Source organism: Enterobacter sp. RCC_40 (genome assembly GCF_041360735.1).
Classification (GTDB): Bacteria; Pseudomonadota; Gammaproteobacteria; order Enterobacterales; family Enterobacteriaceae; genus Enterobacter; species Enterobacter ludwigii.
In genome coordinates, this window is record NZ_JBFUPR010000006.1 from 130,624 (window position 1) to 150,495 (window position 19,872).

Below are 19,872 nucleotides of genomic sequence, written 5' to 3' on the forward strand. Positions count from 1 at the left end.
GAAATAAGCGACGGCTGCCCATGTTGATGATCACCTCTTTTACCAACCCGCGCGTCGCCCAGGCGTTTGTCGACTATATGGCGACGCAGGGCGTTATTCTGACCATCCAGCAACATCATCAGACCGATGTGTGGCTGGCCGACGAGAGCCAGGCCGCGAGGGTAAATGAGGAGCTGGCGCGATTCCTTGAGAACCCTGGCGACCCGCGCTATCTGGCCGCAAGCTGGCAATCAGGCCAGACGGACAGCGGGCTGCACTATCGCCGTTTTCCCTTTTTTGCCACCGTGCGCGAACGCGCGGGTCCTTTTACGCTGCTGCTGATGGCGGCCTGCATTATCGTGTTCATTATGATGAACGTGGTCGGCGACCAGAGCGTCATGATCGCCCTGGCATGGCCCTATGACCCTTCACTGGACGTTGACGTCTGGCGCTATTTTACCCACGCGCTGATGCACTTCTCGGTGATGCATATTCTCTTTAACCTGCTGTGGTGGTGGTACCTTGGCGGTGCCGTCGAGAAGCGTCTTGGCAGCGGGAAGCTGATTGTGATCACCGTCATCAGTGCCCTGTTGAGTGGCTATGTGCAGCACAAATTCAGCGGCCCGTGGTTTGGCGGATTATCAGGTGTTGTGTATGCCCTGATGGGCTATGTCTGGCTCAGAGGTGAGCGCGATCCTGAAAGTGGCATCTATCTGCAACGCGGGTTAATAACCTTTGCGTTAATATGGTTAATTGCCGGATGGTTTGATCTGTTTGGTATGTCTATCGCCAATGGTGCACACGTCACCGGGCTGGCCGTTGGGCTGGCGATGGCGTTTGCCGACACGCTCCATGCGCGAAAACGAACATAATTCTCAGGGATAATTGATGAAACAAACACAACGTCATGACGCCATTATCGAACTGGTTAAAAAACAGGGATATGTCAGTACCGAAGAGCTGGTCGAGCAGTTTGCCGTCAGCCCGCAGACCATTCGTCGTGACCTGAACGACCTTGCCGATCAAAACCGTATTCTGCGCCACCACGGCGGGGCGGCGCTGCCGTCCAGCTCGGTCAATACCTCATGGCATGACCGTAAAGCCACGCAAACGGCGGAGAAAGAGCGCATTGCGCGGAAAGTCGCCAGCCAGATCCCTAACGGGGCGACGCTGTTTATTGATATCGGCACCACGCCGGAAGCGGTCGCCCATGCGCTGCTGGATCATGAAAACCTGCGCGTCGTGACCAATAACCTGAATGTCGCGAATACCCTGATGCAGAAAGACGATTTCCGCATCATTCTTGCGGGCGGCGAGTTACGCAGCCGCGACGGCGGCATCATCGGTGAAGCGACGCTCGACTTTATCTCTCAGTTCCGTCTCGATTTCGGCATTCTCGGGATCAGCGGTATCGACAGCGATGGCTCCCTGCTGGAGTTTGATTATCATGAAGTCCGCACCAAGCGCGCGATTATTGAGAATTCACGCCACGTTATGCTCGTGGTGGACCACTCCAAGTTTGGCCGTAACGCGATGGTGAATATGGGCAGCATCAGCATGGTTGATGCAGTTTATACCGACGTGATGCCGCCGGCAGGCGTGATGCAGGTGATTAAGGATAATAATCTGCAGCTGGAACTGTGCTGACGTAAAAGCAAAACGGCAACCGAAGGTTGCCGTTTTTAGTTTCTGCAAAACAGGCCCGGGTGAGGGCACCCACGCGCACCAGAATTACACGCCGTACCCCATCATCTTCAGCAGCTGCTGTGCATGCTGCACCGCATCCTGACGATGGGCGACGCCCAGCTTCTGATAGAGATTGCGGATATGGGTTTTGATGGTGGTCGCCGCCACCGCCAGTTCACCGGCGATCTGCTCGTTGCTGTAGCCTGAGTAGATCAGCCCCAGCACCTGCCATTCGCGCTGAGTGAGCGGGCTGGTGCGGATCAGTTCCGGTACTTCCGGATGGTTCAGCAGACGTTCAACGAAGTTCTCATCAAAGTGCGCAAACTTATGGCGATGGTGCTGGTTAATCTCGCGCAGAATACGCTGGGCACGATGCTGATCCAGCTCTGGCAGCGTATTGAGTTGAATCAACTGTCGCAGTTGCTGGGCCATCACTTCACCTTCAATGACAAAGTGGCTGATAAACCCGGTGCGGTTCGCCAGCTGCAGCGCTTCCAGCAGGACGCGCTGGGCATCGTTTTTGCGGCCCGCCTGCCAGTAAAGCTGGTTCAGCAGAAGCAGGTTGCGGTTGAGATCGCTCATCAGCCGCAGGCTACGGGCGTTTTCATTAAGCTCTTCCAGCACGATTTCGGCAGGTTCTAATTCACCGAGCAGGATCTGGACGCGGGCAATGTTGCGCCACTGGCTCTGCAGGAAGTGGTTGTTGGCAAATTCCGGTTTAGGGGTCTGACGTAACCAGTTGGCGGCGGATTTTTTGTCGCCGGTCATCTGCCAGTAAATCACCCGTACCTTATCGGCGTTGGACACCCAGTCGCTGTGGTACTGACCGTTACCGAGCAGGTTTTCCAGACGGTTAAGGTGGTTGCGGGCGTTATCGAGATCGCCACGCGCCAGCGAGCACTGAACCAGCAGCGCCAGGCACTGCAATTGCTGCTGTGGCTGGAAGCTGGAGAGAACGTCCACACCCTGACGGGCGCAGCTTTCCGCTTCATCCAGACGCGACCATGCCCAAAGGAGCTGTGCACGAATGCGCAGCAGGAACTCGTGCATCGGCAGCTGTTCCAGATGCTGCTCACGAATCAGCTGGAAGGCCTTTTCCTGATTTTCCCAGGCGGCCTGCAGGAACCCCTGCGCAAACAAAATTTCACTTTGCTGGATCAGGCTCCACAGCGCGTAATGCCAGACATCGTGGCGGCGGGCCATCTGTTCAGTTTGTTGCATGAGCGAAAGGGAGCGCGTCAGCTCGCCTTTGCAGTGCAGAACTTCACCGTGTACCGAGGTGGCCACAATACGGCTGTAGAAATTGGCCAGCGGCAGTTCATCCAGCGCAACCATCGCCAGGCGCTCTGCCTCTTCCGGATCACCGTCGTTAATCGCCACCTGCGCTCGCAGGGCGTTGAATTCGCCGTGCAGGGTGGCATCCATATCGCTTTCCATCTCCTGCTCGGCACGTGCCAGCAGGGTATTTACTTCACTGTAGCGATGCTGGCTCTGCATCAGCCAGGCCTGCAGCAGCACCAGGCGCGGATTCTCCAGCAGGCTCTCCCACGGCAGGGCTTTCAGTGACTCTTCAAGCAGCGTCAGCTCGCTGTGGTTAAACAAGCCCCATGCGTGGTTAAGGAGGATATCGCGCAGCATGCCGGCATCACCGGCGGCAAGCGCGTGGTGAATCGCCTCGCTCGGGAAACCTTGCGCCATCCAGCTTTCGGCGGCGGCGCGATGGATTTCCGGCAGTTCCGTCGCAAGCTCCCACTGACAGCGCTGGCGCAGGAAGCTGCCGAACAGTGGGTGATAGCTGAACCACTCGCCGGGATCGTCCATTCGGGTCAGGAACAGGCCCTGGCGTTCAATCTCTTCCAGCTGCAGCTGACCGTTTTCACAGCCGGTCACGCGCACGATCAGCGCGTCGTTCATGGAACGCAGCAGAGAACTTTTGAGCAGGAAATTTCGGGTCGACGGATCAACGCTGTTCAGCACTTCGTCGACGAGATAATCAGAAAGATGGCTCGCGTTAATCCCCGCCAGGCGACGCGCAGACTGGTGCGTCGGGCTGTTATTTTGCCGGGCAGAGAGGGCAATCAGCTGCAGCGCCGTCGCCCAGCCGGCGACATCATCACACAGGCGGCTGCTTTCGGAGGCCTCAATTGGCGAGTTCAGTCGACAGTCAAAGAACTGTTTGGCTTCCTGATGGGTAAAGGCCAGCTGCTGGCTGCCGACTTCCAGCAGCTGATCGCGCACGCGCAGGTTGGCGATGCCCAGTTGCGGCAGGTTACGCGACAGCACGACCAGGGTCAGGTTTTCCGGCTGATGACGCAGGAAGAAACGCATCGATTCATGGATAACCGGGTTAGTGATGAGATGATAATCATCAATCACCACGTACAGCGGGCGATGCCATTCGGCCAGTTCGATAAACAGCTGTGAGAAAAGGGAAGACAGGCTGGCGTACTGGCGCTTTTGCACCATGACCTCACTGGCGACGCAGTGTCCGTTGGTTGCCTGCTGAATGGCGGCAATCAGATAGCTGGCAAAACGCTCTTGCTGGTTATCGCCCTCATCAAGGGAGTACCAGCCAAGGTCGCTCTTACCTGCGGCCCATTGCGAAATGAGCGTTGTTTTTCCATAACCTGCAGGGCTCGTAACCAGCGCCAGTCGGAAATTATGCGCGCCGGAAAGTTTAGCCAGCAGACGCTCGCGGACCACTGTATGGTCAAGACGAACCGGGCGACTTAATTTAGACGGAATCAACATAGTTTTCACTTCACTGTGGGGAACGAGAGAATTTATTTTTTTTGCGCTTCGTAATTAATAGCTATAAGGTCGGCCAGAAAGAGAACTATTGCAAGTTATGTCTGGGTTTTGTGGCTCTGAATTTGCACTCTGTCACAAAACATTCAGGCGAGTACCGGAACTTTTCCAGAATGGCTTTAACACCGCGTCAGCGCTGGCTTGTCCCAGTGTCACACGGTTACGCTGAAACTGGTTTCAGAAAGGTATAGTGACGTCAAATTTAATAAAGTTCGGGTAAAGTTGAGTGAGATTAATAATCCCCTTAGGTAAGGCCCCATTGCAGAAATATTATTCTGCGTAAGTAATCATTTCGGCGCGGATTAATTTCATCCGAAACTGTATTTCATTTTTTTGACATTCTCCCCGGTTATCTTTTTTTCTTCCTGGCACACTCACACTATGCTCTCAGAGTGGCCTTGATCACACTTTTATGCTCATCCCCGCTACTCCTCCCTGCCTAATCCCCTGCGGGATGAGGAAGAGGCGAAATGAGCCTGGCACACTAGCGCCAACATGTGTTTTCTCTCTACAGGATGCCAATTCCCTATGTCACAGCCTACCTTTAACAAAGCTCAATTCCAGGCTGCCCTGACGCGTCAGTGGCAGCGTTTTGGCCTTCACGCTGCAAACGAGATGACGCCTCACCAGTGGTGGCAGGCAGTGAGCGGTGCGCTCGCGGAGCAGCTGGATGCTCAACCGTTGGCAAAACCGGCGAAAGACCAGCGCCACGTTAACTACATCTCAATGGAGTTCCTGATTGGCCGTCTGACAGGTAACAACCTGTTGAACCTCGGCTGGTATCAGGAGGTGGGTGATGTGCTGAAAGAGCATGACATTAACCTGACCGACCTGCTGGAAGAAGAGATTGACCCGGCGCTGGGTAACGGTGGTCTGGGACGTCTGGCGGCCTGTTTCCTTGACTCGATGGCCACCGTGGGTCAGTCGGCCATTGGCTACGGTCTGAACTACCAGTACGGCCTGTTCCGTCAGTCGTTTGCTGATGGTCATCAGATGGAAGCGCCGGATGACTGGCACCGCAATACTTACCCCTGGTTCCGCCACAATGCACAGCTTGATGTGCAGGTGGGCATTGGTGGTAAAGTCACGAAGCAGGGGCTGTGGGAGCCTGCGTTTACCCTGACCGGCGAAGCCTGGGATCTGCCGGTGCTGGGCTACCGTAACGGCGTGGCGCAACCGCTGCGTCTGTGGCAGGCAAAGCATGCTCATCCCTTCAACCTGACCAAATTCAACGACGGCGATTTCCTGCGTGCCGAGCAGCAGGGGATCGACGCCGAGAAACTGACCAAAGTCCTTTACCCGAACGACAACCATCTGGCGGGCAAGAAACTGCGTCTGATGCAGCAGTACTTCCAGTGTGCCTGTTCCATTGCGGATATTCTGCGTCGTCATCACCTGGCGGGCCGCAAGCTGGCGCAGCTGCCAGACTTCGAAGTGATCCAGCTTAACGATACGCACCCGACGATTGCGATTCCTGAACTGCTGCGCGTGCTGATTGACGAGCACCAGCTGAGCTGGGATGACGCGTGGGCGATCACTAGCCGTACGTTTGCCTATACCAACCACACCCTGATGCCTGAAGCGCTGGAGTGCTGGGATGAGAAGCTGGTGAAAGCCCTGCTGCCGCGTCATATGCAGATCATCAACAAGATTAACGACGCGTTTAAAAAGCAAGTGGATAAAACCTGGCCGGGCGACAAAGCGGTGTGGGCGAAGCTGGCTGTGGTACATGACAAACAGGTGCGCATGGCGAACATGTGCGTGGTGAGCGGTTTTGCGGTGAACGGTGTGGCGGCGCTGCACTCGGATCTGGTGGTGAAAGACCTGTTCCCGGAATACCACCAGCTGTGGCCGACCAAATTCCATAACGTGACCAACGGCATCACGCCGCGTCGCTGGATTAAGCAGTGCAACCCGCTGCTGGCCGGCCTGCTGGACAAAACCCTGAAGAAAGAGTGGGCCAACGATCTGGACCAGCTTATCAATCTGGAAAAGTATGCCGACGACGCGGCATTCCGCGAGCAGTACCGCGCCATTAAGCTCGAAAACAAAGTGCGTCTGGCGCATTTTGTCAAAGCGCGTACCGGGATTGAGATCAACCCGAACGCCATTTTCGATATTCAGATCAAACGTCTGCATGAGTACAAACGCCAGCACCTGAACCTGCTGCACATTCTGGCGCTGTATAAAGAGATCCGCGAGAACCCGCAGGCTGACCGTGTACCGCGCGTGTTCCTGTTTGGGGCGAAAGCCGCACCGGGCTACTACCTGGCGAAAAACATTATCCTCGCCATTAATAAAGTGGCCGCGGCCATCAATAACGATCCGAAAGTGGGTGACAAGCTGAAGGTGGTGTTCCTGCCGGACTACTGCGTCTCTGCAGCTGAGATGCTGATCCCGGCGGCGGATATCTCCGAGCAGATCTCCACGGCAGGGAAAGAAGCTTCCGGTACCGGCAACATGAAGCTGGCGCTGAACGGTGCGCTGACCGTCGGTACGCTCGACGGCGCGAACGTCGAGATCGCCGAAAAGGTGGGGGAAGAGAACATCTTTATCTTCGGCCATACCGTCGAAGAAGTGAAAGCCCTCAAGGCCAAAGGTTACGACCCGGTGAAATGGCGTAAGAAAGACAAAGTTCTTGATGCGGTTCTGAAAGAGCTGGAAAGCGGTAAGTACAGCGATGGCGATAAACATGCCTTTGACCAGATGCTGCACAGCATGGACAAACACGGCGGTGACCCGTATCTGGTCATGGCGGACTTTACGGCCTATGTGGACGCGCAAAAACAGGTCGACGTGCTGTATCGCGACCAGGAAGCGTGGACCCGGGCGTGCATTCTGAACACCGCCCGCTGCGGGATGTTCAGTTCTGACCGCTCAATCCGTGATTATCAGGCTCGTATCTGGCAGGCAAAACGCTAAGGAAGCGCGATGGAGAGTAAACGTCTGGACAGTGCCGCGCAGGCGGCGGGGATCAGCCTCAGTTACATTAATGCTCACGGCAAACCACAGTCTATTGGCGCCGACACCAAAAGACGTTTGCTGGATGCCATGCACAAGGCCGACGCGAAAGCGTCGGTTGCTCCGGTGCCGAACGTGAAGGTGTTTACCGCCGGTAAAAAGATGCCGCTTACGGTAAACGGGCGCGGCGAATTTAGCTGGCTGCTCACGACTGAAGAGGGGCAACAGCACAAAGGCCACGCCACCGGTGGCAAAGCGCTTAACCTTCCGGCAAAACTGCCGGAGGGCTATCACACATTAACCCTCACGCAGGACGACCAGCGTTTTCATTGTCGGGTGATTGTTGCGCCAAAACGCTGCTATGAGCCGCAGGCGTTGCTCGAGGGTAAAAAGCTGTGGGGGGCCTGCGTGCAGCTCTACACGCTGCGCTCTGACAGCAACTGGGGTATCGGCGATTTTGGCGACCTGAAAAAGATGCTGGCGGATGTGGGCGAGCGCGGCGGTGCGTTTATCGGCCTCAACCCCATTCATGCGCTCTATCCGGCGAACCCGGAAAGTGCCAGTCCGTACAGCCCGTCATCCCGTCGCTGGCTGAACGTGATTTACATTGACGTGAATGCCTTAGACGATTTCAAAAGCAGCAAAGAGGCGCAGGCGTGGTGGAACCTCACGACCACTCAGCAGGCGCTGAAGCAGGCGCGCGAGACGGACTGGGTAGACTATGCCACCGTCACCGCACTGAAAATGGCCGCGTTACGTCTGGCGTGGAAAGGTTTTTCGCAGCGTGATGACGAGCAAATGTCGGCTTTCCGCCAGTTTGTAGCTCAGGAAGGCGAGAGCCTTTACTGGCAGGCGGCGTTCGATGCATTGCACGCTTATCAGGTAAAAGAGGACGAAATGCGCTGGGGCTGGCCGGTATGGCCGGAAGCGTATCAATCTGTCGATACGCCCGAAGTGCAGGCGTTCTGCAAAAAGTATGCTGACGAGGTGGATTTCTTCCTCTGGCTGCAGTGGCTGGCTTACAGCCAGTTTGCCGCATGCTGGCAGGTGAGCCAGGGCTATAAAATGCCGATCGGCCTGTACCGCGATCTGGCCGTTGGCGTGGCAGAAGGCGGGGCGGAAACCTGGTGTGACCGCGAGCTTTATTGCCTGAAGGCCTCCGTGGGCGCACCGCCGGATATTCTTGGCCCGCTCGGCCAGAACTGGGGCTTGCCGCCGATGGATCCGCACGTCATGGCTGCGCGGGCTTACGAGCCGTTTATCGACCTGCTGCGCGCCAACATGCAAAACTGCGGCGCGCTGCGAATTGACCACGTGATGTCCGTCCTGCGTCTGTGGTGGATCCCTTATGGTGAAACGGCTGACCACGGCGCGTATGTACAGTATCCGGTTGACGATCTGCTCTCGATCCTGGCGCTGGAGAGTAAACGTCATCAGTGCATGGTGATCGGCGAAGATCTCGGTACCGTGCCGGTTGAGATTGTCAGTAAGCTCCGCGACAGCGGTGTTTACTCCTATAAAGTGCTCTATTTTGAAAACGACCATGAGAAAACCTTCCGCGCGCCGAAAGCGTACCCTGAACAGTCAATGGCAGTCGCGACGACGCATGACCTTCCTACGCTTCGTGGCTATTGGGAAAGCGGCGATCTGACGCTCGGTAAAACGCTGGGCCTGTATCCGGATGAAGAGGTCTTACGCGGGCTGTATCAGGATCGCGAGCTGGCGAAGCAAGGGTTGCTTGATGCGTTACACAAGCATGGCTGCCTGCCGAAACGCGCCGGGCATAAGGCATCACTGATGTCGATGACGCCTACGCTCAACCGCGGATTGCAGCGCTATATCGCCGACAGCAACAGTGCCCTGCTGGGTCTGCAGCCGGAAGACTGGATTGATATGGCGGAGCCGGTGAACATTCCGGGTACCAGCTATCAGTACAAGAACTGGCGTCGCAAATTGTCCATCACGCTTGAGAAGATGTTTGCCGATGACGGGGTGAACAGGCTGATTAAGGATTTGGATAAGCGCAGAAAAGCGGTGGGTAAAACGCGGTAGTCTCGCAGAGAGAAGAAAGCCGGGTAAGCGCAAGCTACCCGGCTTTTTGATATCAGATAACCATGTTCAACAGCAGAACCCCGACCAGACCACACACTGAAATAATGGTTTCCAGTGCAGACCAGGACTTGATGGTTTCACCGATAGTCAGGTTGAAATATTCCTTGAACAGCCAGAAACCCGGATCGTTCACGTGAGAGAAAATCACGCTACCGGAACCTACCGCGATAACCATCAGCTCAGGGCTCACGCCCGTCGTCGCAATCAGCGGCGCAACGATACCACCGGCGGTGATTGCCGCAACGGTTGCAGAGCCGAGCGCGATACGCAGCACCGCAGCGATAGACCACGCCATCAGCAGCGGTGACACATTGGTTTCATGCATCATGGCCGCGATGTATTTATCCACGCCGCTGTCGACCAGCACCTGCTTGAACGCACCGCCACCACCGATAATCAGCAGCATCATGGCAATGATTTTGATGGAAGAGGTCAGCGTGTCGTTAATCTGATCCATTGAACGACCACGGTTCAGGCCGAAGGTGAACATCGCAATCAGCACCGCAATCAGCGTCGCCATCACCGGGTCGCCCAGGAACTCGGCAACGGACAGGAACGGGTGGCCTTTTGGCAGGATCATTTCCGCCACGGCACGCATCGCCATCAGGATGACCGGCACCAGAGAGGTCCAGACGCTGACGCCAAAACCAGGCATCTCTTCTTCCGTGAAGGTTTTCGCGCTGTACAGACCTTCCGGGATAGGCTTATCAATCCCTTTCAGGAAGCGGGCATAAACCGGGCCGGCCAGGATCACCGTCGGGATTGCCAGAATCGTACCGAACAGCAGGGTTTTACCCATATCGGCATGGAAGATGGTGGCGATCGCGGTTGGACCCGGGTGTGGTGGCAGGAAACCGTGCGTAACGGACAGCGCGGCGGCCATCGGTACACCGACATACAGCAGTGGAATGTTCGCTGCCGCTGCGATCGTGAACACCAGTGGCAGCATCAGCACGAAGCCCACTTCATAGAACAGTGCGAAACCGACGGTAAACCCGGTTAACACAACTGCCCACTGGATATTCTTCTTACCAAATTTGGCAATCAGCGTGGTGGCAATACGCTGGGCGCCCCCACAGTCCGCCAGCATTTTGCCGAGCATAGCGCCAAAGCCCATGATCAGTGCCAGGCTACCGAGCGTGCCACCGACACCGGCTTTAATGGAGCTGATGACTTTCACCAGCGGCATCCCTTGCATCAGACCGACTGCAAGTGCCACCAGAACCAGAGCGATAAACCCGTTCATTTTGAAACGGATCATCAAGAGCAGTAATAACACAACACCGATAGCAACGATGACTAATGGCATGATTTACCTGGCCTTTGAATTGTTATGGGTAACGTCATTGTTTCAACGACAAATTCCGATTGTCCCAACTGGGAACAGAGTGTTAACGGCACTAATACTGTTGCCTTGGAAACTATTAAGTTTAGTCGGCTGTTATGAAGGTGCTTAGTGCTCACGAGAATGATACGGGTAACATGTCGTGGTTGAGAATCACCCTGGGGGGCTAAATTTGAATTATGAGACGCAGGTCAACATATGGGGAGGCAAGGCAGGGAGGGGAAAACAGGCCCGGTAAGCATAGCGCCACCGGGCAAAAGCAGGCGGACGCTTAGTAGTAAGAGTGCTCGCCGCGCTGGTGTTCGGTCAGATCGCGCACACCTTTCAGTTCCGGGAATTCGTTCAGCAGCTGCTTCTCGATCCCTTCTTTCAGCGTGACATCAACCATTGAACAACCGTTACAACCGCCACCGAACTGCAGGATCGCCAGGCCGTCTTCAGTAATTTCCATCAGGGAAACACGCCCGCCGTGGCCCGCCAGCTGCGGGTTGATCTGAGACTGCAGCAGGTACTCGACGCGCTCCATCAGTGGGGCATCGTCAGACACTTTACGCATTTTGGCGTTTGGCGCTTTCAGGGTCAGCTGAGAACCCAGCTGATCGGTGACGAAGTCGATCTCCGCATCTTCAAGATACGGTGCGCTCAGCTCATCAACGTAAGCCGTGAGCTGTTCAAATTTAAGGGCAGTGTCAGTCGCTTCCACTGCGTCCGGAGGACAATAAGAGACACCACATTCTGCATTCGGAGTGCCTGGATTGATCACAAACACGCGGATCTGCGTCCCTTCTTCCTGATTTGCCAGCAGTTTGGCAAAGTGCGCTTGTGCAGAATCGGAAATACGGATCATAGCTTTGGCCTAATAGTTGACTAAATTACCTGGGTATAATCATACGCCCATTGAAGAAGGGCTACAAGGTACGGCACAGACACCATACCTGAACCGACGCGGCGCCGCTTTGCAAAAGCAGTCGGGAAAGTTCAGCAACGGTACTGCCTGTGGTGACGACATCATCCACAATCGCGATATGGAGGCCTTTGACCGGGAATTCAAGACGAAAGGCATTTTTGAGGTTCCTTTTGCGAAGCCGGGCCGTGAGCTGATGCTGGATAGCCGTATTATGGACGCGTTTGAGCGCACGGGCGTCGTACCGGCAACCGAGCCATCGCGCGAGCGGGCGGCAGAGCAGATCACTTTGGTTGTAGCCGCGTCGCCAGTGTCGGCGACGGTATAAAGGCACGTTGACCACCATGTCGATGTTCGGCAGGCCGCGGGTGCGTCGCGCCTGTAAAACGGCCAGCAGTAACAGGCGGGCGAGGGGACGCGCCAGCACACTCTGGCCGGCAAACTTCAGCGCATGAATAAGGCCGCTTAACGGCGCAACATAATCATCCACAGCCACCAGGGCACACCACGGCGGCGCTTTTTTCAGGCAGCGGCCGCAGGGAACGTCCCGGCCGGTGGCATTTAGCCCACACTGCGGACACGTCATCGCCTGCCTTTTCAGCGAGCGGGTGCAAACGGAGCAGACGCCCCATGCGCTGAGGGCAAGCGGCATCCGGCATAGCCAGCACAAGCCAGGCACTGTTAACATGTGCAACCTCCATGTGAAAAAAGAGAACAGTAACTGATGAAGACGCTGTGGTGGCAGACCGTAGGGACGGGAAATTGCCATCTTGTGCTGCTGCACGGATGGGGCCTGAATGCCGAAGTATGGAATTGCATAACCGGGGAACTCGCCTCGCAATTTACCCTGCATCTGGTGGATTTACCGGGCTTTGGCCGCAGCCGCGGCTTTGGGGCAATGTCGGTCGAGGAGATGGCGCAGCAGGTGCTGGACGCTGCGCCGCAACACGCCATCTGGCTGGGCTGGAGCCTGGGCGGACTGGTGGCGAGCCAGATTGCGTTGACCCATCCCGAGCGCGTGCGTGCGCTGGTCACGGTAGCCTCGTCACCGTGCTTCAGTGCAAAGGACGACTGGCCGGGCATAAAACCGGATGTGCTGGCCGGGTTCCAGAAACAGTTGAGCGAAGACTTCCAGCGGACCGTTGAGCGTTTCCTGGCCCTGCAGACAATGGGAACCGACACCGCGCGTCAGGATGCCAGAGCGCTGAAGCAGACCGTGCTTTCCCTGCCGATGCCGGACGTTGAGGTGCTTAACGGGGGGCTTGAGATCCTCAAAACCGTCGATTTGCGTGAGGCGCTGGCCGCGCTGGCGATGCCGCACCTGCGTATCTACGGCTACCTCGACGGGCTGGTGCCGCGCAAAGTGGTTCCAGTGCTGGATTCACTCTGGCCACAAAGTGAGTCTCTGGTGATAAACAAAGCCGCGCATGCGCCGTTTATCTCTCATCCGGCGGAGTTTTGTTCAGCGCTGATTGCGTTAAGTCAACGTTTAGACTGATTATTTTCTATCCAGCCTGGAAAAAGTTTCACACCGCAACCATACTCCAGATGTCGTTGCGGTTGTTCTGCCTACGATAATCAAAACAACAATCCTATGGAGAGTCAGGCTATGAAACTTGTTACAGGTATCGTCACTTCTCTGGTTATTGGGTCACTTTCATTTGGCGCCTTTGCGGCACAAGAGCTGGAAAAAGATAAAGTTGCCGGGATGAATCTGACCAAAGTTGGTGAGATTTCTACGTCTGACACGACCGCGCCGATGGACGCTAAAAGAGAGCTGTCTAAGAAAGCGGATGAGCTGGGTGGGAAGTACTACGTCGTCACCAGTGCAGAAAAACAGACCAAAAACGTGCGCGCAACGGCGGACGTCTATAAGTAATACGTTAATGCCGGGCAGCGATGCCCGGCTTTATGCGCGCAGTGCCCACCACTCTCTGAGACAGGCTTTTCCTTCCGGGCAGCTTTTACAACTGCCGGACAGGCAGCCCTCCGCCTCTTCCTGAATACGCACCGCTTTTCCCATGGCTTCCAGCCTTTCCAGCATGGCATCGATCATCGGCTGCGGCGTATGCAGGGTGAGGCTCAGCTGTTTCGCCTCCATTCGCCCTTGTAACGCCAGCAGATCACGTACCTGAATCAACGATGCCATGGCTTACCCCTTAGTGACAGTCGCCCGCCGGGCTGTTGCAGCAGGTGGCAGCCGTTTTGCGGTTTGCCAGCAGGTTGATATCAACCCGGCTGCGTGCCCGGCGTAGCAGGCCGAGAACGAGCACGTTAAACAGCACAACCGCCAGGATGCACACCAGGCTATAACGCGGGTGCTGGCTAAAGTTAACGGTCTGATAAAAGAGTGTCGCCAGCGAGTAAGCGATGTTGAGCCCCCACAGAATGGAGAAGCCCATCCAGCCACGGCTGGACTCGCGGGCAATCGCGCCCATGACGGAGATGCACGGAATATAGAGCAGAACAAAGATGAGGTAGCTGTAGGCCGCAGAGGCGCTACCAAATTTCTCGCTCATCACGCCCATGGCACCCGTTGCCATTTCGCCGTCACCTTTACTGGCCTCGATAGGGTTCGCCAGCACGCTCAGACTGAAGGTGTCTTTCAGGCTCTGCCATGTCTCTTCGACGGCGCCCAGTAGTTCGTTACCGAGATGAAACTCTGCCGGATTGAACCCTTGCTCCTGGATGTTCTCCGCGGTGTAGAGCGTATTCAGGGTCCCGACGACCACCTCTTTCGCCATCGCACCGGTGAACAGACCGACGGTCGCCTGCCAGTTATCGTCATGGACGCCGATCGGTTTGAAGACCGGGGTTATGACGCGGCTGACGGAGGCGAGGGCGGAGTCGTTGATGTTATCCGCAGCCTGTCCGCTCAGGGTGAAGCTGTTCAGCGCGCTCAGGAAAATACTCACGATAACAATCACTTTACCGGCACGCAGGACGAAGCCTTTCAGGCGCTGCCACGTCTGGATCACCAGGCTTTTAAGATGGGGGACGTGGTAGACCGGCAGCTCCATAACGAACGGCGACGCTTCGCCGCGCATGATGGTGTGTTTCAGCATCAGCCCCGTGAGAATGGCCATGACGATACCCAGCACGTACAGCGAGAAGACCGCCAGCGCCCCCTGCTGCCCAAAGAAGGCCGCGGCAAAGACCGCGAAGATAGCCAGTCGCGCACCGCAGGACATAAACGGTGCCATCATAATGGTCATCAGACGTTCACGCGGCGCATCCAGCGTACGGGCACCCATAACCGAGGGCACGTTACAGCCGAAGCCCACGATCAGCGGCACGAAGGATTTGCCCGGCAGACCGAGCGCCTGCATCAGGCGATCCATGACGAAGGCGGCGCGCGCCATGTAACCGGAATCCTCAAGGAAGGAGAGGAACAGATACATCATGCCGATTTGCGGCACCAGAGGCAGTACGGTGTTGATACCACCGCCAATCCCCTGGGCAAGGAAGATGGTCAGCCATTCCGGGAAATGCAGGGTGTAACCCACCCACTGAATGCCATGAACAAAGATAGCAACGGAACCGGCATCGAAAATCGGCTGGAGTGCGCCACCAATGTTAATGGCGAGCAAGAACATCAGGTACATCACCAGCAAGAAGACCGGCAAACCGAGGAAACGGTTAAGCACAACCTTATCCACGGCAGCGGTGAAGCGGCTCGGTTCCGCCGTCAGGGCGTTACTGACCACGTCGCAAATCGCGGCGATGGCCTGATAGCGAGCATCAGCGATATGCAGGGCCGGGTCATCCAGCTCGTCGCTCAGACGGGCGAGGACCACGTCCAGTTTATCTGCCGCATGACCAGCATAGGCGCGGCTGTAGATATCCCCTTCCAGCATTTGCAGGCCGAGCCACAGGCGCTGTTTCGCGGGCATGCTTTTGTCCATCTCTTGCGCCAGCAGATCCGCTTCGCGCAGGAGCGGCTGGGCGTAGTGCACCAGCTCAACGTTACGATTTCCCGCGTGGCGATCGATAGCCAGTTTCAGGGCATCAATACCGCGGGCGCGCGTCGACACCAGCGGAACGACCGGGCACCCCAGCCGTGCGGAGAGGGCATCGACGTCGATACGCAGTTTCTGTTTCTCTGCAATGTCGAGCATGTTGAGCGCCACGATGCAGGGAATGCCCAGCTCCAGCAGCTGCAGCGTCAGGTAGAGGTTACGCTCAAGGTTTGAGGCATCAACCACGTTGATGAGCAGATCCGCGTCGCCGCTAAGAATATAGTGGCAGGCAATCTGCTCATCGAGCGAAGTTTGCGAGGAGATCGTGGTTAAGGAGTACGTGCCGGGCAGGTCAACCAGTGTGACCTGGTGATCTGTTGTTGAGAACAGGCCTTCTTTACGTTCAACCGTTACGCCAGCCCAGTTACCGACGCGCTGGCGCGCACCCGTGAGCTGGTTAAATAGCGTTGTCTTGCCGGAATTAGGATTGCCAATTAAGCCAATAGTTAATTTTTTCATTTTTCTGGACTCACTGAAACCGCTGGCTTGTTATCGGGATAAGGCTTCGACTTCTATTAATGCGAGATCTTTTTTACGCAATACCAGATTTACGCGTCGGGTTTCGATATGCACCGGATCACCTAACGGGGCGACGCGCACGACCTGAAATGACGAGCCGGGCAGCATGCCCAGCGACAGCAGCTTTTGTCGATAGGCCGGGCTAATTTCGTGGGTAAAACCGGTAATTTTCCATGCACTGTCTGGAGTGAATTGCATAATGCCTGATTCCACGAGAGGTTAAAATATCTACTATGGGATGATAATGAGAATAGTTTTTATCAGCAATAATAAAACTGTGACGGAATGTTGTTTGCGGTATTAATTTACGGCCTGTTTGACCTTGCTCAATATTTACTGATTCTGCGGCAGGGAGAGGAAAGGCTTATTTGTTAATAGTGTGATCACTGATGGTTGAAATATAGATATACAACCGGTTTCATATTTTACAATTAATTTCGGCGGGATAACGGCCCGGTGAGTGACGCATCACCGGGCCTTTTTTATGCGGTTAGCGTTTCTTACCCATTGCTGCCGCCAGCGCATCCATCATGGCGCTGTTGCCCGCAGGCTGGGCGTCACGTCCGCGTGGCTTCGCCGCTTTTGCGGCCGGGCGCTGCTGCTCGCGTCCGCCGCCGTTACTGCCGCGGCGCGCGCTGGTTTCACCTGGCTGCTCGTCCAGACGCATCGTCAGGGCGATACGCTTACGCTGCAGATCCACTTCCATCACCTTCACCTTCACGATGTCGCCCGCTTTGACCACGGTATGCGGATCTTCAACGAATTTATCGGCAAGGGAAGAGATGTGGACCAGACCATCCTGATGCACGCCGATATCGACAAACGCGCCAAAGTTGGTGACGTTAGTGACCGCCCCTTCGAGTACCATGCCTGGAAGCAGGTCATTCATGGTTTCAACGCCGTCGGCGAAGGTCGCGGTTTTAAACTCAGGACGCGGATCGCGGCCCGGTTTTTCCAGCTCTTTGATGATGTCCGTGACCGTCGGCACCCCGAACTGCTCGTCGGTAAAATCGACCGCCTTCAGGTTACGCAGCGCGCTGCTGTCGCCCATCAGGTCTTTCAGCGCCTGCTGGGTTGCGGCCAGAATGCGTTCCACTACCGGGTACGCTTCCGGGTGAACGGTTGAGGCATCCAGCGGATTATCGCCGTGGTTGATGCGCAGGAAGCCCGCGCACTGCTCAAACGCTTTTGGCCCCAGACGGCTCACTTTCAGCAACTGCTGGCGGTTCTGGAACTGGCCGTTTTCATCACGCCAGGCAACGATGTTTTGCGCCATCATGCGGGTTAAGCCCGCCACGCGGGTCAGCAGGGGAACAGAGGCCGTGTTCAGGTCAACGCCGACGGCGTTTACGCAGTCTTCCACGACCGCATCCAGCTTACGGGCCAGCTGAGTCTGGCTCACGTCATGCTGATACTGGCCGACGCCGATGGATTTCGGGTCGATCTTAACCAGCTCCGCCAGCGGATCCTGCAGACGACGGGCGATAGAAACTGCACCGCGCAGGGAAACGTCCAGGTCCGGGAACTCCAGGGCGGCCAGTTCAGACGCCGAATAGACGGAAGCGCCCGCCTCGCTGACAATCACTTTCTGTGCGGTGACTTTCGGGAACTGTTTCTGCACATCGAGGTAGAAACGCTCGGTTTCACGGGAGGCCGTACCGTTGCCGATGGCCACCAGCTCCACGTTGTATTTCTCGCACAGCGCCGCAACCACGACGGCAGCCTTCGCCGCCTGGCCGGTATGCGGATAAATGGTATCGGTAGCCACCAGCTTACCGGTACCGTCAACCACGGCCACCTTTACGCCGGTACGCAGACCCGGATCGAGACCCATGGTGGCGCGCAGGCCGGCAGGTGCGGCCATCAGCAGGTCGTGCAGGTTACGGGCGAAGACGTTGATTGCTTCGTCTTCGGCGCGTTCACGCACGGTGCCCATCAGTTCGGTTTCGAGGTGCATCAGCACCTTGATGCGCCACGTCCAGCTCACCACGCCTTTGCGCCAGCTGTCTGCCGGCGCGTTGTTCAGGCGCAGGCCGAGGTGGTCGATAATGATCTGCTCGCAGTGGCTCTCTTTTGGTGGCTCGTCAAACTGTGGGTCGGCATTCAGGGAGAGCTGGAGCACGCCTTCGTTGCGGCCGCGGAACATCGCCAGCGCGCGGTGTGAAGGGGTGGTAGAGATGGGTTCGTGATGATCGAAATAATCGCGGAACTTGGCGCCTTCTTCCTCTTTCCCGCTGACCACGGTAGAGACGATGTGGGCGTTTTTCCACAGATAGTCACGCACTTTCGCGAGCAGGGCGGCATCTTCGGAGAAGCGCTCCATCAGAATGTAGCGCGCGCCGTCGAGTGCGGCTTTGGTGTCTGCAACCCCTTTATCGGCATCGATAAACTTCGCGGCTTCGGTTTCCGGGTCGTGGGACGGTTCGTTCCACAGCAGTTCGGCCAGCGGCTCCAGGCCTGCCTCAATGGCAATCTGTCCACGGGTACGGCGCTTCGGTTTGTACGGCAGATAAAGGTCTTCGAGTTCGGTTTTGCTCAGGGTGCCGTTGATTGCGGTTTCCAGCTCGCTGGTCAGTTTTCCCTGTTCGCCGATGGATTTGAGGATCGCCTGACGACGGTCTTCCAGTTCGCGCAGGTAACCGAGACGGGTCTCCAGGTTACGCAGCTGCGTGTCATCCAGACCGCCGGTGACTTCCTTACGATAACGTGCAATAAACGGCACGGTGTTCCCTTCATCAAGCAGGCGAACGGCAGCTTCTACCTGTTCGGCTCTGGCCTGAAGTTCACCCGCAATAATGCGGCAGAGCGAATCTTTCATCATGGCTTTATCATCTGTTGAGTCGAAAAAATCAGGGGATAGTTATACGGGCTGACACGGCAAAATGCCAGCCGCGGAGGGCGCTCTCGGACTATTTAACGTACGTAATTTCGTTGACGTACCAGCTGGCTTCGCCGCCAGGGGTCTGCACGACGGCCAAATCGCCCACTTCCTTTTTCAGCAGCGCACGGGCCATTGGTGAGTCGATAGAGATGTAATCCTTACGACCAAAAATTTCGTCATAGCCGACGATACGAAAACGCAGGGTGTCGCCATCGTCGTTCTCAATCTCGACCCACGCGCCGAAAAACACTTTGCCTTCCTGCTGTGGGGAGTAATCCACTATTTTGAGGTTCTCAAGGCATTTGGTCAGATAGCGGACCCGGCGGTCGATTTCACGTAACCGTTTTTTGTTGTACTGGTAGTCAGCATTTTCACTGCGATCGCCCAGGCTTGCGGCCCAGGTCACTTTCTTGGTCACTTCAGGACGCTCTTCGCGCCACAGGTAATCCATCTCTTTTTTGAGTTTCTCATACCCTTCGCGGGTGATCAGGGGCGTTTTCATGGGGTGACCTTAAGACTCGACATCATTGCATTCTTTGCGCACATTACGTATCACGTAGTCTAACAGACAACGTTAATAATGATTTATGTGATGAAATGTGCAGATAAGCTGCTGTTAAATATGCTTTGTAACAATTTCGACTAGAATTTATACCAG

The 19,872-nt window shown here is 56.2% G+C and carries 15 protein-coding genes; 6 read left to right on the plus strand and 9 right to left on the minus strand.

The annotated features are described in order from the left end of the window. Nucleotides 1-20: 20 nt before the first annotated feature. Complete coding sequence (gene glpG / locus AB6731_RS18775) at nucleotides 21-851, plus strand: rhomboid family intramembrane serine protease GlpG (protein WP_106503540.1); 831 nt, start codon at nucleotides 21-23, stop codon at nucleotides 849-851. Between the two features lie 16 nt (nucleotides 852-867). Continuing rightward, nucleotides 868-1,626, plus strand: a complete 759-nt coding sequence (locus tag AB6731_RS18780; protein WP_008503060.1) for a DeoR/GlpR family transcriptional regulator — start codon at nucleotides 868-870, stop codon at nucleotides 1,624-1,626. Nucleotides 1,627-1,710: 84 nt separating this feature from the next. On the opposite strand, the gene malT is transcribed toward AB6731_RS18780, so the two are convergent. Beyond that, nucleotides 1,711-4,416: an HTH-type transcriptional regulator MalT gene (gene malT, locus AB6731_RS18785; protein ID WP_020884564.1), complete on the minus strand. Its 2,706-nt coding sequence runs from the start codon at nucleotides 4,414-4,416 to the stop codon at nucleotides 1,711-1,713. Nucleotides 4,417-5,001: 585 nt separating this feature from the next. Here malT and malP point away from each other — a divergent pair. Further along, complete coding sequence (gene malP / locus AB6731_RS18790) at nucleotides 5,002-7,395, plus strand: maltodextrin phosphorylase (protein WP_025202851.1); 2,394 nt, start codon at nucleotides 5,002-5,004, stop codon at nucleotides 7,393-7,395. Nucleotides 7,396-7,404: 9 nt separating this feature from the next. Then, nucleotides 7,405-9,486, plus strand: coding sequence for a 4-alpha-glucanotransferase (malQ, locus tag AB6731_RS18795; protein WP_047355675.1), 2,082 nt, complete (start codon nucleotides 7,405-7,407; stop codon nucleotides 9,484-9,486). 52 nt (nucleotides 9,487-9,538) lie between these two features. Here the strand turns inward: malQ and gntT are convergent, their stop codons facing one another. The 3 genes from gntT to gntX form a co-directional block, all read right to left on the minus strand. Then, the gene (gntT, locus tag AB6731_RS18800) at nucleotides 9,539-10,855 is read right to left on the minus strand and encodes a gluconate transporter (protein WP_014171973.1); all 1,317 of its coding nucleotides are present in this window, start codon (nucleotides 10,853-10,855) and stop codon (nucleotides 9,539-9,541) included. Nucleotides 10,856-11,162: 307 nt separating this feature from the next. After that, nucleotides 11,163-11,738 (minus strand): Fe-S biogenesis protein NfuA, encoded by a 576-nt coding sequence (nfuA, locus tag AB6731_RS18805; RefSeq protein WP_003861601.1) that lies wholly within the window; start codon nucleotides 11,736-11,738, stop codon nucleotides 11,163-11,165. Between the two features lie 61 nt (nucleotides 11,739-11,799). After that, nucleotides 11,800-12,483, minus strand: coding sequence for a DNA utilization protein GntX (gene gntX, locus AB6731_RS18810; RefSeq protein WP_020884567.1), 684 nt, complete (start codon nucleotides 12,481-12,483; stop codon nucleotides 11,800-11,802). A 36-nt stretch (nucleotides 12,484-12,519) separates the two neighbouring features. Here gntX and bioH point away from each other — a divergent pair, with 36 nt between their 5' ends. After that, nucleotides 12,520-13,293 carry a pimeloyl-ACP methyl ester esterase BioH gene (gene bioH, locus AB6731_RS18815; RefSeq protein WP_371006660.1) on the plus strand — a complete coding sequence of 258 codons (774 nt, stop codon included), beginning with the start codon at nucleotides 12,520-12,522 and terminating at the stop codon, nucleotides 13,291-13,293. A gap of 111 nt (nucleotides 13,294-13,404) precedes the next feature. Then, entirely contained in the window at nucleotides 13,405-13,674 is a 270-nt protein-coding gene (locus AB6731_RS18820) for a YdgH/BhsA/McbA-like domain containing protein (RefSeq protein ID WP_020884569.1), read from the plus strand. A 30-nt stretch (nucleotides 13,675-13,704) separates the two neighbouring features. On the opposite strand, the gene feoC is transcribed toward AB6731_RS18820, so the two are convergent. The 5 genes from feoC to greB form a co-directional block, all read right to left on the minus strand. Continuing rightward, a complete protein-coding gene (feoC, locus tag AB6731_RS18825; protein WP_014171968.1) occupies nucleotides 13,705-13,944 on the minus strand; it encodes a [Fe-S]-dependent transcriptional repressor FeoC in 240 nt (79 codons plus the stop codon). A gap of 10 nt (nucleotides 13,945-13,954) precedes the next feature. Continuing rightward, nucleotides 13,955-16,273, minus strand: coding sequence for a Fe(2+) transporter permease subunit FeoB (feoB, locus tag AB6731_RS18830; RefSeq protein ID WP_078774753.1), 2,319 nt, complete (start codon nucleotides 16,271-16,273; stop codon nucleotides 13,955-13,957). 30 nt (nucleotides 16,274-16,303) lie between these two features. Then, on the minus strand, nucleotides 16,304-16,531 hold the full coding sequence (gene feoA / locus AB6731_RS18835) for a ferrous iron transporter A (RefSeq protein ID WP_020884570.1): 228 nt from the start codon (nucleotides 16,529-16,531) through the stop codon (nucleotides 16,304-16,306). 292 nt (nucleotides 16,532-16,823) lie between these two features. Continuing rightward, entirely contained in the window at nucleotides 16,824-19,154 is a 2,331-nt protein-coding gene (locus tag AB6731_RS18840) for a Tex family protein (RefSeq protein ID WP_014171965.1), read from the minus strand. A gap of 88 nt (nucleotides 19,155-19,242) precedes the next feature. Then, entirely contained in the window at nucleotides 19,243-19,716 is a 474-nt protein-coding gene (gene greB / locus AB6731_RS18845; protein WP_014171964.1) for a transcription elongation factor GreB, read from the minus strand. Nucleotides 19,717-19,872: the final 156 nt, after the last annotated feature.

Excerpts from the sequence above, each read along its gene's own strand:
- gntX (WP_020884567.1), bottom strand. The coding sequence starts at position 12,483 with ATGTTAACAGTGCCTGGCTTGTGCTGGCTATGCCGGATGCCGCTTGCC.
- malQ (WP_047355675.1), top strand. The coding sequence starts at position 7,405 with ATGGAGAGTAAACGTCTGGACAGTGCCGCGCAGGCGGCGGGGATCAGC.
- bioH (WP_371006660.1), top strand. The coding sequence starts at position 12,520 with ATGAAGACGCTGTGGTGGCAGACCGTAGGGACGGGAAATTGCCATCTT.
- glpG (WP_106503540.1), top strand. The coding sequence starts at position 21 with ATGTTGATGATCACCTCTTTTACCAACCCGCGCGTCGCCCAGGCGTTT.
- feoA (WP_020884570.1), bottom strand. The coding sequence starts at position 16,531 with ATGCAATTCACTCCAGACAGTGCATGGAAAATTACCGGTTTTACCCAC.
- feoC (WP_014171968.1), bottom strand. The coding sequence starts at position 13,944 with ATGGCATCGTTGATTCAGGTACGTGATCTGCTGGCGTTACAAGGGCGA.
- nfuA (WP_003861601.1), bottom strand. The coding sequence starts at position 11,738 with ATGATCCGTATTTCCGATTCTGCACAAGCGCACTTTGCCAAACTGCTG.
- AB6731_RS18820 (WP_020884569.1), top strand. The coding sequence starts at position 13,405 with ATGAAACTTGTTACAGGTATCGTCACTTCTCTGGTTATTGGGTCACTT.
- malT (WP_020884564.1), bottom strand. The coding sequence starts at position 4,416 with ATGTTGATTCCGTCTAAATTAAGTCGCCCGGTTCGTCTTGACCATACA.
- AB6731_RS18780 (WP_008503060.1), top strand. The coding sequence starts at position 868 with ATGAAACAAACACAACGTCATGACGCCATTATCGAACTGGTTAAAAAA.
- AB6731_RS18840 (WP_014171965.1), bottom strand. The coding sequence starts at position 19,154 with ATGATGAAAGATTCGCTCTGCCGCATTATTGCGGGTGAACTTCAGGCC.
- feoB (WP_078774753.1), bottom strand. The coding sequence starts at position 16,273 with ATGAAAAAATTAACTATTGGCTTAATTGGCAATCCTAATTCCGGCAAG.
- gntT (WP_014171973.1), bottom strand. The coding sequence starts at position 10,855 with ATGCCATTAGTCATCGTTGCTATCGGTGTTGTGTTATTACTGCTCTTG.
- malP (WP_025202851.1), top strand. The coding sequence starts at position 5,002 with ATGTCACAGCCTACCTTTAACAAAGCTCAATTCCAGGCTGCCCTGACG.
- greB (WP_014171964.1), bottom strand. The coding sequence starts at position 19,716 with ATGAAAACGCCCCTGATCACCCGCGAAGGGTATGAGAAACTCAAAAAA.